The sequence below is a fragment of the Maribacter forsetii DSM 18668 genome, from assembly GCF_000744105.1.
Lineage (GTDB): Bacteria > Bacteroidota > Bacteroidia > Flavobacteriales > Flavobacteriaceae > Maribacter > Maribacter forsetii.
In genome coordinates, this window is the sequence record NZ_JQLH01000001.1 from 163,268 (window position 1) to 179,608 (window position 16,341).

A 16,341-nucleotide genomic window follows, 5' to 3' on the forward strand; every position below is an offset into this window, starting at 1 on the left:
TTTCTATTGTTCCACGTGGAACAGCTTTATTTTTTCTTCTTCTTTAGCGCGCATTTCGGCAGTAGCTGTATCCGATTTATCCGAATAACCCATAAGATGTAAAACCCCATGAATCATTACGCGTTTTAACTCATTATCAAATGAAACATTAAACTCTTCTGCGTTTTCTTTTACGCGGTCAATTGAAATATAAAGGTCACCCGATACATTTTTTCCTGACACATAATCAAAAGTGATAATGTCTGTTAGATAATCGTGTTGTAAATAATCTTGATTTATTTTAAGCAAGTAGTTATCACTACAGAAAATGTAGTTGAGTTCAATTATAGAAAACCCTTCGGTATTACAAGATTCAGTAATCCACGAATCGAAATTGTTTTCTGCTACAAGTTTAAAATCAGTTAGGTAATTGTAATTAATCATTTGCTTTGAAGTACTCTTTAACCTTAGATTGAAAATTTTGCCGCAAAGGTAAGCTTTGCCTATTTAAAATTTCAACTTCATTACGATAATTATCTAATAATGAGGGTTTAGTAGTAATAGGATTTGTGAAGTCTTTGGTATTTCTATTACTTTCTCGCTCAGATTTCTCTCCTTGCTTAAGTGCTGCGTTTTCCAATTTCAACAATTCATACTGTATAGTATTGGCTTTGTTGATGGTACGTTGTGTAATTCCATTTTCTAAAAGATCGTTCTCAAAATCTTCCATCTGTTTAATTAATTTTTGACCTAGTTTTTGGTCACCGGAATTAATCATGTTTTCAAGTTGTTTTTCTAATTCCTGTCTTAATTTTTGCTGACTTTGATAGATTTCATAAATTTCTTTTAGCTCACTTTCACTCATTGACCCTTGCCCTTGCCCGTTTGTACCGTTAGATCCATTATTTCCTTGACCGTTTTCTCCACCCTGTCCATTTTCACCATTCTTTCCGTTTTTTCCTCCTCCATTTTTCCCATTTTCACCGTCACTACCGCCCTCTCCTTGTTTTCCGTTAGCCCCCTGTTTACCACGTTCGCCTTGTTTTCCACCTTCACCGTTTTCTCCATTTTCACCCTGTTTTCCTTCTCCACTTTTACCTTCTTTTCCTTCACTCCCAGACTGACCTTGTTGTCCCATTTTTTCACCTAATTCTTGTTGACCTTTGATGATATCCGGCAATTGAAAACCACCTTCACTTTCTCCAGAACCTTTTCCCATTTGCATACTCGAATTCATATTATCCATTACTTCGGCGAGAAAATCTGCAAGACTATTTGCTGCTGTTAAGACATATTTCTGATGAGAAATACCTTGAAACATTTGACCATCTGCCATGGTCTCTAAAGATTTATCAATATTGTAATACACCTCGGTAATTTGTTCATTTACAAATTCTGAAAGCTCAGCCTGTCTAAGTGATAATGCAAAAAGACTATCATCTACATGTTCAAATAAACCCTTTAATTCATTTTGATCACGCACGGTTTCAGAATACTGGCTTGCATCTTGGTCTTCTCTTGCTGATAATCGATCATATAAGATTTCTTGTTTGAATGAAAATATGATTAGGTTATCAAGAATTTGTCTCAGCATTTCCGCATCTTCAGTTACAGATGAACCACCGCCTCCGCTTGAAGATGATTCGCTAAGTTGTTCACTCATTTCTTTCATCTTTTCTGCAGCAGATTTTTGCTTCTTATTCGCATCAGTACTGTTTGGTTTATTCTTGTCGTTCGGTGCATCTTTTTCTAGTTGTTCCAATGCATTTTTTTGGTCTTCTTTTATGCCTTCTTTTTTACTTTTTTCAATATTTATATCAATCGGTTTTTTGAGTTTTTCATTATCTTTTTTAAGGTCATCCATTTCAGCTGAAATCTCATCGAATTTTTTATTTAATTCTTTCTGTTTTTCAGCGGTATTATTTTCTTCATTTTGTTCAGAAAGCTTTTCTTGTTTTTTAGCTAATTCTTCTAAATCGCGTGCAATCTGAGATGCCTTTTCAGTTACATAATACCGTTTGGTTAATTCTAATAACTGTTCAAGGCTACGTTGACTGTTTTGTTGTTTTTTACCTAGTTCTTCAAGTTTTTTGGTTAGGTCTTCTTTCTTTATTTTATCAGCTACTTTATTAAGTTCTTCAAGGAGTTGCTGGTTTTTCTTAGCTTGTTCTTCTTGGCGTTCTAAGCGCTCTTGTAACAATTGGTTTAATTTGTCATCTTTGTTTTCTTTACCCAAATTTTCTTTTAATTCTTTGCTGAATTTTTGCATCAGCTGTTCTTGCTGTTCTTGTTTTTTTAGATAGTCTTTTATTTGATTTTTATCATTAAAATTTAGACTGTTTTTTTCTTTCTGATTTTGATTAATCTCTTCTAATGATTCCTTCTGTTCTTTAGATTTTTGTAATGATTTATCAAGGTCTTTTATGAGAGATTGTTGGGACTCTAAATCTTTGTTTTTTAATTGATTTTCATCTAGTAATACCTGCTGGTATATTTGGCTTTTTATCGTCTTGCCATTATGTATGGCATCGTTATCCGTAACCTCAAAATAAAAGCCATAATTTTTGCCAGTTTCTAGCTCTAAACCAGATGGGAAAGTGTAATAGAATTGTTCGTAATTAGAAGTAGTTTTTAATAGGTTAACCGTATTCTTATTTTCCTCTTCTCCTACTTCAAAATAGACTATATCTATTTTTCGTAAACCATAATCATCACTTGCATTACCAGTGTAATAAGAAGTATTAGGATTTAAACTATCTAGAACCTGATTAACCTTCATTGAAGGGTATGCATCTTTTATTACTTTAAAATTATAGGTTAGACGTTCGTAATCTTGAACGTTTTTGTTGGTAGTTGTTAGTTCATAATTTAGATCGGTATAAATTCGTTTTTCTAATTGAAAGGTGTTTTTTTCTTTATTTAATGGTATTACCGTATCTTTTGCAGAAAGATTAATCTTATCGGTATTTTCTCCATTTATCTTCCACTGTATTTTGGTGCCTTCAGGTATTACAGAGTTTCCCGTACTTTTAATAGTTTCATTTGGTTTGTTTAGGTACGATGGATATGTAAGATTCATGGTAAAATCTAAAATAGAAGGTGTCGCTAAAGCTGTTAAGGTATAATCTCTAGAATTTACTTCATTTGCTTTGAATTTGAAGTTCGTTGTGGATATTGGTGGGGTGAAAACATATTCATACAAACCATTGTTTTTTTGTAGAAGCATCTGTTTGCCATCTATTTCAATGTATACGTTCTCTGGTTTTACTTCCCCTCTAGTAGCAACCTGTATTGTAAAAGTTTCATCCTGTAAGGTTTTTAAATTATTTGATAATACTTCAAAATGGAACGGTGCTGGTTTTTCATAAGCCATTTCATAGTTGACAACACGTTCGTAACTGCCAAAGAAAGTATTCCAGTTTCCGGAAATGAATAAAAGTGCTATTATGGCTATTGGAATTATAGCATATTTCAAATATTTTAAAGAATCTCTAAAATCTATTGCGTTTGAAAATGGAATGGGATCTAATTGTTTTGATCTTTGGTTTATACTGGCAAGTAATAATTCAGATTGTTGTGGGTCATTTGCTAGATCTAATAAGTTGGTAAGCTTATCTCCCACTTCAGGAAAATGCTTTCCTATCATTTGAGCAGCATCTTTTGGACCAATACCCTGTTTCAATTTAAATAAGTAAAAAATTGGGGTTAATATGTATTTAAAAAGTAGAAATAGCTCAACCGCTATAAAAATTCCGAAAAGTATCATTCTTCCGGTGGTGTTCATCCATAGAAAATATTCTACTCCTAAAATCAATAAGAAAAACAATAATCCTAAGGCAAAAAACAATAATATACCTTTCAGTAGAACTTGAGAATAATGTTTTTGAATAAACTGATTTAAACGCTGTAATATGTGCTGATAGTCTTGCAATTGTTCTTTTTTATACCAAGATAAGGGTTATCACCTATGTTTGTTGGGAAATATTTGTTAAATCAAAACACTGACCTGTTGATAACTACACAACTACATGAAACTAAGTAGCTGTTTTTTGTGAAATTCCTATTTGGCATTATTAAGTAAAAAGTTAGGGATGTGTATCTTTGTAGCCTTATAAAAATACTATGTCTAAAAAAGTTCGTGTTCGTTTTGCCCCTAGTCCTACTGGACCATTGCATATTGGTGGTGTTCGTACTGCCCTATTTAATTATTTATTTGCCAAAAAACATGGCGGTGATTTTATTCTAAGAATAGAAGATACCGACCAGAATAGATATGTTGAAGGTGCTGAGCAATATATTATTGACTCTTTGAATTGGTGCGGTATTCCTTTTGATGAAGGAATTGGTAAAGACGGTGGTTTTGGTCCGTATAGACAGAGCGAGCGAAAATTATTGTACAAAAAATATGCCGATGAGTTAGTTGAAAAAGGTAAGGCATATTATGCTTTTGATACTTCTGAAAGCTTAGATGTTCATAGAAAAGAGCATGAAAAACAAGGCAAAACGTTTATTTATAATTGGCACAATAGATTAAAACTCGATAATTCACTTTCATTAATGCCAGAGGAGGTAAAAGCCAAGTTAGATAATGGTGATGATTATGTAATTCGGTTTTTGACTCCGCCAGATGAAACGTTACTTCTACAAGATTTAATACGTGGGTCCATAAAAATAGACACTAATGTTTTAGACGATAAGGTATTGTTTAAAAGTGACGGTATGCCTACATACCATTTAGCAAATATTGTTGATGATCATTTAATGGAAATAAGCCATGTAATTCGTGGTGAAGAATGGTTGCCTTCTATGGCATTACACAAACAACTGTATGACGCCTTTGGATGGGATGCTCCAGAATTTGCACATTTACCTTTGATTATGAAACCTGTAGGAAAAGGAAAGTTGAGTAAACGTGATGGCGAAAAAATGGGCTTTCCGGTTTTTCCCCTTTCTTGGAATGAATCTATTGGGTATAAAGAATCAGGTTATTTTCCTGAGGCGGTTATAAATTTCTTGGCATTATTAGGATGGAACCCTGGTACGGAACAAGAATTATTTTCTTTAGATGAATTGGTAAAAACCTTCAGTCTAGACCGTGTAAATAAATCTGGAGCTCGATTTGATCCAGAAAAAACCAAATGGTACAACCAGCATTATCTTCAAGAAACTGCTGATAATGAGTTGGCTAAGTTATTCTTACCAACAGTAAAGGAGCATATTTCTGATAGTGACAAACTAGATTTAGAGTATGTTACCAAAGTGGTTACGCTAATAAAAGAGCGCGCAATTTTTGTTTCAGATTTTTGGGACTTGAGCGATTATTTCTTCGTAGCGCCTAATGAGTATAATGCGAAAGCTGCAAAAAAACAATGGAAAGAAGATACCGCTTTAATCATGAACGATCTTATTTCTGTATTAAAATCCATAGAAGATTTTTCTTCTGAAAACAGCGAAACCATAGTAAAAGCATGGATTGGCGAGAAAGAATTGTCTTTTGGAAAAGTGATGCCACCTTTACGGCTATTCTTAGTTGGTGATATGAAAGGACCACATATTTTCGATATCATGGCCATGATTGGTAAAGAGGAAAGTATCTCTAGAATAAAAACAGCTTTAAATAAATTGGGATAAAATAAAATTTTCAGGAAAATGAAGCAGTCTTTATTTTCCTGAAAATTCACTTAAAACTTCCATTGCTTTTTTTGTGTCTTTGGTTGATACAAAAATATGGTCGTGATAATATGCCGCAACAACATTGCAACTGATATTATGTTTTGTTAGTGCTGTAGAAACTGCAGCTGTTAAACCAACAGCATCTAATGCAGAATGAACGGTAAGTGTAATCCAAGATGCAACAAATTCGTATTTAAAATTTAATTCATCGGCTTTGGCTTGTTCTAAGATGATAGTTATACCTTCTTTTTCTTTGAACTCGAATAAAATATTGTCCCTAGAAATATGCTGAATGTCTTTTACAGATATAAAAACATAATTCCCTTTGTTCAAACTAGGTTCTAAAGTCCTTAAAAGTATATTTAAATCGGTTTCTCCTGCCATTTTAGCGTTTTTGCTGAATTTTCAAAAAAATTTCGACCCTTCGGGTCAATTTACCAAAGAGAACCGCTTAAAAAACCTCCTTTGACGATTAAAAAAGGTCCGCGGCAAAATTTTATTCGCTTACCCATCTATCTTCTGCCCAAGTTTTCATTTCTGCGGCCGATAAAAATGTCCAAGCAATTATTCTACTTAGTTTATTTCCCTGCCCCATTGGTGTAGTTTTGTGCTCCACAATTCCTACTTTTTCTAATCTATCATAAAACGCACGTAGATTAGATTGCTTTGAAACCAAAGTTGAAAACCAGGCACAATTTTTAGAATATTGCGCACTTTCATTAATCATATTCAGTACAAATCGTTTTTCTCCGCCATCTGTCCAAAGTTCTCCACCTTGACCGCTAAAATTCAGCTCGGGTTTCTTGACCCTTTTTTTCTTTAGATTACTTAATTTTCTAAGTGTTCCGGCTTCCGCTTCCGCTTGTGTAGCATGAAATGGTGGGTTACAGATAGTTAAATCTACTTTTTCATCGGTATTTAAAATTCCAGAAAATATATGTTCAGGTTTGGGTTGAATTCGAAATTCGACTTTACCATGAAGAGAAGGGTTTGACGTCACAATTTTTTGTGCAGCTTCTATCGCCTTTGGGTCTATATCAGATCCTATGAAAGACCAACCGTAAGCATTATTTCCAATTATTGGGTATACACAATTTGCTCCTACTCCAATATCTAGGCATTTAATCTTATCGCCTTTAACCAAATTTCCATCGTTACTGGCTGCCAGGATATCAGCAATGTGGTGAATATAATCTGCTCTTCCTGGTATTGGCGGGCACAAGAAACCATCTGGTATATGCCAGAAGTCTAATCCGTATTGTGAAATTAAAATTGCTTTATTTAGGGCTTTTACAGCAACCGGGTTAAAGAAGTCTATTGTAAAGTTTCCGTACTTATTTTTAGTTACAAACGGCTTTAAATCAGTGTTTACCAATTTAAGCGCTTTCAGATCGTAACGACCGGTATGTTTGTTTCTTGGGTGTAAAGTTGGTTTTTCTAAACCCTCTTTTTTCTTGTGGTCTGCCATAATTATTGAGCCTTATTAAGACCCCAAAGCTAACCTTAATTTTTAAGCTGTTGTTTTATTTTTTTCGCATACGTTTTGGTCCATACCACAACCAAAAACCGGTTATCGTAAAAAGAAGAAGTGCAAGCCCCATAATTGTAGTGTAGAAGACTTTTATTTGATTATCACTAGTGCCTACATAATTATCTAAAATTGAACCATCATGTATTTGTTCTAAGAGGTCAGAATATCTACGTTCTATATGAAGTAATTTGCCTGTTGCCCCATCTAATTGCAGTCCCCAGAGATGATTTTCATAAATGAATTTCACCATTCCCTTTTCTTTTCTGATGTCAATTCTATCAATTTTAGTGGATAAATCTTTAGAGACGTTTTCTAAAAGATAGGTATTAGCGAGCGTGTGTAAACTATCAATAGGTAACCAATGTTTTAATTCTGTAGAAGTGCCTTCATACGATTTAGATAGAATTATTCCCCCACTGTGTTTTTTCCATCCTAAAAGAAGTCCGGTGATAGAGATAATAAAGAAGAAAATGAACAAAGCTGCACCAGTGGCTCTATGTACTTTTCTAAAAATACGTAGCCATTTTGCTTGTCTTTGTCTTTTGGTGATTTTAGGCATTATTTTGGGTCGGTTAACAGGCAATATAGACAGATTTACAAAACCGTTATTAGAAGGAATTGTTAAAATAAAAGGTTTAACAGTTAAAGGCGCTATAACATTAATAATCGCTGGTTTGGTTAATTTAAATCTTGATTTTCTTTTTCAGGACTTGTTTCAAATTCTTCTACTTCTTTTTCCTCATCTGTAGAAGACCATTCTTCTATAATTTCATGTCTTTTTGCGACGTCATTTGTATATAACAGGGCATTGAACAAGGCTCTATAAGTACCCATGGATTGTCCTCGCCATTGGGGTTGAAAACCAAAAAGAACAACATGCCCGTTTTTATAATGAACATCAAGCGCTACCGCTTTATTGTTCATGTATTTTTCACCAACTAAATAGCCCGATAATAATGGGGATCCTTTTTCTTGATATTTCGATAGAATTTCGCCCTCAAAACCTTCAAGAGTTTTAAACACGGGGCTTCCAAAAACAAAGACACCTGATTTTTCTGGCATACCAGCCATAACTGGATGTAGATTATTATTTGTCACTTCTAAAATAGAGCCGCCTGTAAAAAACTCGTTTTTCTTTAATTTTTCTACATTGTTCTCTACGGGTAAATGAAGTTCTTTTATGGCGAAATCAGTACTTTTATTTAAACAAACCAATGTACCACCAGCACTAACAAAAGATTCGATATTTCTAACACCCAATCCTTTTAAGCCGCCAACATATTGTGGTGGAGCCATGCCTTTTTGAAAACCATTTTCTATAGTACCCGGTTTTTCAGATGCTAGTAAGATAACATCGAATTTTTCATTTAAATTTCCGTTGTTAACGTCCGCATTTCTAATGACGGTATATGGTATTTTAAAGTTATCCAACAACCATCTTGTCCAGCCCATATCCATACTAGCTTTCCATGGATCATAAACCGCTATTCTAGATGTTACTTTTATTTTTGATTTACTTGAAGTTACTTTCGCATTTAAAGCATATTCTTTCACCCATTTTTGCATTTGTGATCTTGATGTGTTGGTAATCGCATAAGTTTGTTGGTTTGAGTTGTAACTAACTGGAATATTTTTGCTCATAGCTTCGCCAATAACCCTGAATGAATTATTTTCTTTGGGATCGAGAACCATGGTAGATCCACTACCTTTCAAAGTTCCTGGTAAAGGAATAATACCAGCTGCAATTTCATTGGTATCAAAACCTGCCCCACCAATAAAGTCTACCTTACTTAAATCAATATCGTTATTGTAATTTTCGACTAAAGCTGTGCCCTTAATAGGTTTTAAGCTAGAATATACCAATTGTGATAAAGGAGTCATCGCTGCAATAACTTCTACTTCCATTTGGTATGGCAATGTCCACCCTGCTGCATCATATGGCTGTTCCAACGGTCCATCTGGTGACTCTCTTATATCTGGATATTCTTGAATATCTATAAGTTGCCTAGCTAATTCTCCAAATTCTTGTGCTATGGGTATAACCCATGTGCCTTTGGGGTATTCATTTCCTTCAAAAGAAATGTCGGCATCTAGTTGTGCTATTTTAATACCGTTAAATGCTAATCTTTTAAGAAATTCTACAGGTCTAACAGGGTCACGTTGTTTTTGTTTTATAAAATAAGCATATGGTGGTTCTTGCTTATACTTGTTGATAGTATTTATACCTGCTTGATACTTATTTAAAAGTAAGGTTTCTTTATATTTTGATGCATAATCCAAAACTGCGACCGAGGCTGTTTCCATATATTTTACAGCATCACCTAAACGCCACCATCCACCTTTCCATGGGCTAGAATACAAGGATTCTACTCGTAAATCAGCTCTTTCTTTAGGAAAATCCTTTATGGTATAAAAATGAGGTGTAGCAAATTTGTACAGAGAAGTCTCCGTCCAAAATGAAGGTATGTTCTGCATCATTGGCATGTAGTCAATATAACCTGGGTACCAAGCATCAAAACCCTTACCCATATGTACTGCACCTGGCAAACCCTCGGTTTCTAATTCTTGTGCCATGGCCATGCCTATCATATTTACTTCTCTTGCCATTAATGGCGGAGTTTGGGGAGCAACTGGTTCGGCAAAAGGTGGAAGCCATATTCTAGTAGGAAATGGTGAAGATTGATGGTGAACATGTATAATACTTGGTTCCCACTCTCGCCAGATACTACCAACTACGCGAGATTCAAGTTGATTTAACATATATGCATCGCGATTGTTATCATGACCAACATATTTTTGGTATAACCATGGTGTAGATGCTACTTCATAAGGTGTTCCAACATTACCTAAATACCAGTTTGCAATAATATCTTGCCCGTCAGGATTTAATGATGGCCAAAGAATTAAGATAACATCTTCAAAAATTGCGCTATACTTTTCTGATTTGGCATTGTTAACAAGGTCATATGCCAAGGTGATTATGTGTTGTGCTCCTGCTACTTCAGAAGCATGTAAACCTCCACTAATATCTACAATGGCTTTTCCTTCTTTTGCTAGTGCTTTTGCCATTTCTCTAGTTAGATTTTCTGGATGCGCTAATTGTTGTGAAATAGATTTGTAGTGCTCTATTTTCTCTAGATTTTCAGGAGTTGATATCATTACATATTGCCATTCTCTTCCTTCAGAGGTTTTTCCTGCAGATTTCATCTCTACCATATCACTTGCCAAAGCTAATTTTTCAAAATAAGTAATTGATTGTTCGTAAGTAGCTAGGTGAAAGTCCGACCCAATCTCAAAACCTATTACATTTTTGGGATTGGGTATTTCTTGAGCCAGTATATTTTGTAGGAAAAAACATACTAAAAATATAAACATGTTCGTTAAGTAGTTACTTTTATTAAACTGATGTAATGATTTTCTAATGTAATAGAGATTTGGTAAAAGTAAATTCATGGATTTGAGTCGTTAGTTATCTTACTAAAATATTAAATCATAGGTATCCTGTTTTAAATTCTACATATATGTGGTTATCTTTCAGATATTCTGATTTTAAGGAGATTAAAAATGTATTTATGATAAGAAAATGGTAGAGAATGAAGTAGAGCAATATTACACTATAAATTTTATCTATTGTATTTTAATTTATCATAGATTTAATGTTTATAGTTTTACATAGAGAAAGAATAACAAATAAAAACTAAATATAATCATGAGTAGTACTAACGGAAAAGGTGAAGCTTGGGATGTAAATGATTCCTCAGCAGCAAACTGTCCATTTTTAAATGGTGAAATGCATCAAGCAGCAGGTGGTGGAACTTCAAACAAAGATTGGTGGCCAAATATGTTGAATCTTAACATTTTAAGATTGCATTCTAAGATGGCTGATCCAATGGACGACGATTTTAATTATACCGAAGAGTTTAAATCTTTAGATTTAGCTGCCATTAAGAAAGATTTAACCGATTTAATGACTACGAGTCAAGATTGGTGGCCGGCTGATTACGGTCATTATGGACCTTTCTTTATTCGTATGGCCTGGCATAGTGCGGGTACTTATCGTATATCTGATGGGCGTGGCGGCGCAAGTGCAGGTAACCAACGTTTTGCTCCTTTAAACAGCTGGCCTGATAATGCTAACTTAGATAAAGCTAGATTATTATTATGGCCTATTAAACAGAAATACGGTAAAAAGATTTCTTGGGCAGATTTATTAATACTTACAGGTAATGTTGCCCATGAAAGTATGGGATTACCAATGTTCGGCTTTGCTGGTGGTCGTGAAGATATTTGGCAACCAGAAGAAGATGTTTATTGGGGTTCTGAAACGGAATGGCTTGGTAATAAAGAGCGTTATGATGAAGATGGCAATGAGTTAGAAAATCCATTAGGTGCTGCTCATATGGGGTTGATTTATGTGAATCCAGAAGGACATAATGGTAATCCTGATCCTTTAGAGGCTGCACATTATATTAGACAGACATTCCAGAGAATGGCTATGGATGATTATGAAACTGTTGCTTTAATTGCTGGTGGACATACGTTTGGTAAAACACACGGTGCTGCAGATCCAGAAGAGCATGTTTCAGCAGAACCAGCTGCTGCAGATATTACTGAACAAGGTTTAGGATGGAAAAGTAATTACGGTTCTGGTTCTGGTGCAGATACTATTACCAGTGGCCTTGAAGGTGCATGGACACAAACACCTACAAAATGGAGTCACTATTTCTTTGAAAATCTTTTTGGTTTTGAATGGGAATTGACAAAAAGTCCGGCTGGTGCTTGGCAGTATAAGCCAGTGGGTGATGCAGGTGCAGGTGAAATGCCGGATGCCCATATTCCTGGAAAAACACACCAACCTTTTATGTTGGTTACGGATATGTCTTTAAGAGTTGATCCAGGTTTTGAAAAAATTTCTAGAAGATTTTTAGAGAACCCAGATGAATTTAAAGATGCCTATGCTCGTGCTTGGTATAAATTAACTCACCGTGATATGGGACCAAGAGACCGTTACTTAGGTCCAGAAGTGCCAAGTGAAGTATTACTTTGGCAAGATCCAGTTCCTGCGGTAGATTTTGAATTGATTAATGATGCTGATATAGAAGCGTTGAAGAAAACAATATTGTCATCTGGTCTTTCTACTGCAGAATTAGTTTCTACAGCTTGGGCTTCAGCTTCAACGTATAGAGGTTCAGATAAACGTGGTGGTGCAAATGGCGGTAGAGTTCGTTTAGCCCCTCAAAAAGATTGGGAAGTTAATAACCCTGGTCAGTTGGCTAAAGTAACTTCAACATTAGAGAAAATACAGAAGGATTTTAATGATAGTCAGTCTGGTAATAAAAGAATATCTTTTGCAGATTTAGTTGTATTAGGAGGTACAGCTGCTGTAGAAAACGCTGCTAAGGCTGCAGGTTTTGAAACGATAGTTGAATTTAATGCTGGTCGTACAGATGCTACAATTGAGAACACTGATGTTGAGTCTTTCGAAGCTTTAGAACCTTTAGCAGATGGTTTTAGAAACTACACAAAAAAGAAGGTGTCTGTAAGAGCTGAGGAATTATTGGTAGACAGAGCTAATTTACTAACATTAACGGCGCCAGAAATGACTGTATTGATAGGTGGTCTACGGGTGTTAGGAGGAAATTATGATGGTTCTTCTAATGGGGTATTCACAGATAAACCAGGAATGTTAACAAATGATTTCTTCATTAACTTATTAGATATGGGAACTACTTGGAAAGCATCTACTGCTGATGATACTATTTTTGAAGGTAGTGACCGTAAAACAGGTACTGTTAAGTGGACAGGAACAAGAGCGGATTTAATATTCGGTTCTAATTCAGAATTACGTGCATTGGCCGAGGTTTATGGTACGGAAGATTCGAAACAAAAATTTGTACGCGATTTTAGTAAAACATGGACTAAAGTGATGAATTTAGATCGTTTTGATATCTAATAGATGCATTGAATTTTTATATAAAAGGGAGCTCTTTTGAGCTCCCTTTTTCTTTTACTTACCAATCTATTTCTTGATTGATTCTCCGAAGGTTAATAGATTATGATCTGGATCCAAAACGGAAAACTCCTTTTGTCCCCAAGGCTTAATATCTAAGGCACCATTTGGATGTATGGGCACTTTTGTATTTAATAACGATTGGTATAATGAGTCAATTTCATTGGTGCGAATATATACTTGACCATAATTATCTTTAGGCTCAAGAGCTTCAAACAAAAAGAAATGTATTTCAATTCCATCCTTTTCAACCATTAAATAGTCAGGATAATCTATTGCACCTACTTTTTTAAATTCTAGCGAATCTATATAATAGAATATAGTATTGTCCTTGTTTCGCATTGGTAACTTGGGGATTAGGGATGTAAGCATATGCTATATTTTAGGTGATGTCAAATTACTTATACCAATTTAAAATTGTGGATGTTGTGCTTCATTAGAATGGTATAAAGTTAAACGGTTAAGACTTAATACATTGCTATATCTATTTTAATTGGTACTATTTTGTAACAAATGTGTAAGAAATGCTACTAATAGTATGAAGGCTTTTAGTATCTTCCAATATTAACTTTAAAAGAAAAAAGGATGGGCTCATTTATTTGGATTCCGATTGCGTTTTTAGTGATTTTTACTATTCTGTCGGGTGTATTTATCGTAAAACAGCAAACAGCTGTTTTAATAGAAACTTTTGGAAAATTTACCAGTGTAAGACAATCTGGTATTCAGTTTAAAATACCTTTTGTTCAGCGAATAGCTGCAAGAATAGGTTTAAAAATTCAGCAGTTAGATGTTATCATTGAAACCAAAACCTTAGATGACGTATTCGTAAAACTAAAAGTATCTGTACAATATGTTGTAATAAAAGAAAAAGTATATGATGCATATTATAAATTAGAATATCCACATGAGCAGATTACTTCTTATGTCTTTGATGTGGTAAGAGCTGAAGTTCCTAAAATGAAATTAGATGATGTCTTTGTAAAAAAAGATGATATTGCAATTGCGGTAAAATCGGAGTTACAGGAAGCAATGCTTGATTATGGTTTTGATATCATAAAGACTTTAGTTACGGATATTGATCCAGATGCACAAGTAAAGGAGGCAATGAACCGTATTAATGCTTCTGAACGTCAAAAAACTGCCGCGCAGTTTGAAGGTGATGCAGCAAGAATCTTAATTGTAGAAAAGGCAAAAGCTGAAGCGGAAAGTAAAAGACTGCAAGGTCAAGGTATTGCGGATCAACGTAGGGAGATTGCTCGTGGTTTAGAGGAGTCTGTAGACGTTTTAAATAATGTGGGTATAAATTCACAGGAAGCGTCTGCACTTATTGTGGTTACGCAACATTATGACACTTTACAATCTATTGGTGAAGAAACGAATTCTAACTTAATATTATTACCAAATTCACCACAGGCGGGTAGTGATATGTTGAATAATATGATTGCATCTTTTACAGCGTCTAACCAAATTGGTGAGGCTATGAAAGAACAAAATGCAAAAAAGGGAATTGTCAATAAGAAAAGAGGTTCTACAAACAACGATTAAGAATGGTTTTTGATAAATAAAAAAGCCGCTGCATTATGATGCAGCGGCTTTTTAATGTGATAAACTTATCTTAGAAGTACTGTCCTATCCCAAATACAATGCCGTTTGTGCTATTATTACCAATACCTAACCCGTAATCCAATCTAAATACGGCATTAAATATTCTTTTATGTATAAATCGAAAACCTACTCCAGGATATAAACGTGTTGAAGAACCATCGAAGAGTTGTGAAAATTCTTCACCCGGGTTACGCCAAGATCCTGCATCAACAAACGCATTTCCTTGAAGTACAAACCAACCTTTTTCGTAAAAGGTATGTCGGTATTCCGTATTCAAAACAATGGCTGCCGTACCACGATCAACCGTAGTGCCCACACCTCTAATATTTAGCTGATTATCTAAAGTGAACGGAGCAAAAGGAGAATCGTTATTTCCAAAGGCCGCAGCTAAACGAAGTCTACTTGCCCAATTACCTCTATTTTGTACCTTTTTGTAATATATAAAATCATTTTTTAAGGAGGTGAATGAACCAAGAAAGTTCTCTGCATCTCCATCACCATCTAAAAACTGAATATATTGACCGGTAAATTCACTTATAACGCCATTAAAATACTGGTAGTCAATGTCTAAATCAACAAAACGATAAACACCTTTATAAATTATTTTATCAGCCGCTAATGAAAGTGGTGTATTGGGTATGGGCTCTTCTCCTTCAAATTCATAAGATTCCTTTACAAAAGAGGCACCTAGTTCTGCTTCGTTTTTAAAATTGAACGAAAACAACAGTTTTGCTTCTGCATTTCTAGAATTAAAACGATAATTTTTTTCGCCTTGAGGGTAAAAAACAGGTTCTTCTGTAGTAAGGTCTTGGTAATTAACACCAACCCCTAACTTATCACTAAATAAGAACGGGTGTTCCCAGAATGCCCCATAAGAGTTAAAAATATTCTTTTCATAGAATCCTCCTATAAGTTGATTGTTACCGAATAAATTAAATTCGAAAGCAGAAATTCTGTATGAAAAGCTACCATCGTTTGCGGTAGCAATTCGTAAGCCGGGTATAATGGTAAAGTTTTCTACAACATCATATATAAGAATTTTTTTGTTGTCTCTTTCCTCTATTCTATATGATGCACTTGCAATACCCGGTAGTCTTTTTAAACGTTCTAAATCGGCATGGACCATAATAGAATCGTAAACTGTATGCTCTTTTGTTTTAATTAATCTTTGTAAGAATGATTCTTTTGTTCGTTTTAAACCGATAAACGTTATTTCTTCAATGTTCTTATCTTTTTGTGCAAAAAGGGAAGTACTTATTGAAAGCAGTAATAGGATGGTTAAATTTTTCATGACTATTATTATTTCATCATGTAAGACGATTAAAATTGCGATTCCATACGAAATAATATGATTTTACCTCTTTAATTGATAAGCTGCGGATTTACTATTTTTTAGGAAGAGTGTTAATTATTTACAACCACTTTGGTTTTATAGGTTTGGAGACAAATAGAACATTGGTAAGTACAAAAACGTAATATCTATGGTGGTGTTTAGAATAAATCGTTTTAAATACTATTTCACTTATGATTTTACCTTATTGTG

The 16,341-nt window shown here is 34.5% G+C and carries 11 protein-coding genes; 3 read left to right on the forward strand and 8 right to left on the reverse strand.

The features are described 5' to 3' along the window. Positions 1–3: 3 nt before the first annotated feature. Both ybeY and P177_RS00795 read right to left on the reverse strand, forming a co-directional pair. The gene (gene ybeY, locus P177_RS00790) at positions 4–423 is read right to left on the reverse strand and encodes an rRNA maturation RNase YbeY (RefSeq protein ID WP_036150850.1); all 420 of its coding nucleotides are present in this window, start codon (positions 421–423) and stop codon (positions 4–6) included. Then, positions 416–3,910 carry a DUF4175 family protein gene (locus P177_RS00795; RefSeq protein WP_036150853.1) on the reverse strand — a complete coding sequence of 1,165 codons (3,495 nt, stop codon included), beginning with the start codon at positions 3,908–3,910 and terminating at the stop codon, positions 416–418. Before P177_RS00795 ends, ybeY begins: the two co-directional genes overlap by 8 nt. A gap of 191 nt (positions 3,911–4,101) precedes the next feature. On the opposite strand from P177_RS00795, the gene gltX reads away from it, so the two are divergent. Next, the gene (gene gltX, locus P177_RS00800; RefSeq protein ID WP_036150856.1) at positions 4,102–5,610 is read left to right on the forward strand and encodes a glutamate--tRNA ligase; all 1,509 of its coding nucleotides are present in this window, start codon (positions 4,102–4,104) and stop codon (positions 5,608–5,610) included. 30 nt (positions 5,611–5,640) lie between these two features. On the opposite strand, the gene P177_RS00805 is transcribed toward gltX, so the two are convergent. The 4 genes from P177_RS00805 to P177_RS00820 all read right to left on the reverse strand — a co-directional run bounded on the left by P177_RS00805 (position 5,641) and on the right by P177_RS00820 (position 10,636). Beyond that, positions 5,641–6,036, reverse strand: coding sequence for an ACT domain-containing protein (locus P177_RS00805; RefSeq protein ID WP_036150859.1), 396 nt, complete (start codon positions 6,034–6,036; stop codon positions 5,641–5,643). Between the two features lie 112 nt (positions 6,037–6,148). Continuing rightward, positions 6,149–7,120 (reverse strand): 23S rRNA (adenine(1618)-N(6))-methyltransferase RlmF, encoded by a 972-nt coding sequence (gene rlmF / locus P177_RS00810; protein ID WP_036150862.1) that lies wholly within the window; start codon positions 7,118–7,120, stop codon positions 6,149–6,151. A 55-nt stretch (positions 7,121–7,175) separates the two neighbouring features. Beyond that, positions 7,176–7,742, reverse strand: coding sequence for a PepSY domain-containing protein (locus P177_RS00815; RefSeq protein ID WP_036150867.1), 567 nt, complete (start codon positions 7,740–7,742; stop codon positions 7,176–7,178). A 119-nt stretch (positions 7,743–7,861) separates the two neighbouring features. Further along, the gene (locus P177_RS00820) at positions 7,862–10,636 is read right to left on the reverse strand and encodes a M14 family metallopeptidase (RefSeq protein ID WP_209435177.1); all 2,775 of its coding nucleotides are present in this window, start codon (positions 10,634–10,636) and stop codon (positions 7,862–7,864) included. 256 nt (positions 10,637–10,892) lie between these two features. Here P177_RS00820 and katG point away from each other — a divergent pair, with 256 nt between their 5' ends. After that, positions 10,893–13,136, forward strand: coding sequence for a catalase/peroxidase HPI (gene katG / locus P177_RS00825; protein ID WP_036150869.1), 2,244 nt, complete (start codon positions 10,893–10,895; stop codon positions 13,134–13,136). Between the two features lie 66 nt (positions 13,137–13,202). On the opposite strand, the gene P177_RS00830 is transcribed toward katG, so the two are convergent. Next, on the reverse strand, positions 13,203–13,565 hold the full coding sequence (locus tag P177_RS00830; protein WP_036150871.1) for a bleomycin resistance protein: 363 nt from the start codon (positions 13,563–13,565) through the stop codon (positions 13,203–13,205). Between the two features lie 213 nt (positions 13,566–13,778). Between P177_RS00830 and P177_RS00835 the strand changes: the two genes are divergently transcribed. Further along, complete coding sequence (locus P177_RS00835; protein ID WP_036150873.1) at positions 13,779–14,738, forward strand: SPFH domain-containing protein; 960 nt, start codon at positions 13,779–13,781, stop codon at positions 14,736–14,738. Between the two features lie 70 nt (positions 14,739–14,808). Here the strand turns inward: P177_RS00835 and P177_RS00840 are convergent, their stop codons facing one another. Beyond that, positions 14,809–16,089 (reverse strand): POTRA domain-containing protein, encoded by a 1,281-nt coding sequence (locus P177_RS00840; RefSeq protein WP_036150875.1) that lies wholly within the window; start codon positions 16,087–16,089, stop codon positions 14,809–14,811. Positions 16,090–16,341: the final 252 nt, after the last annotated feature.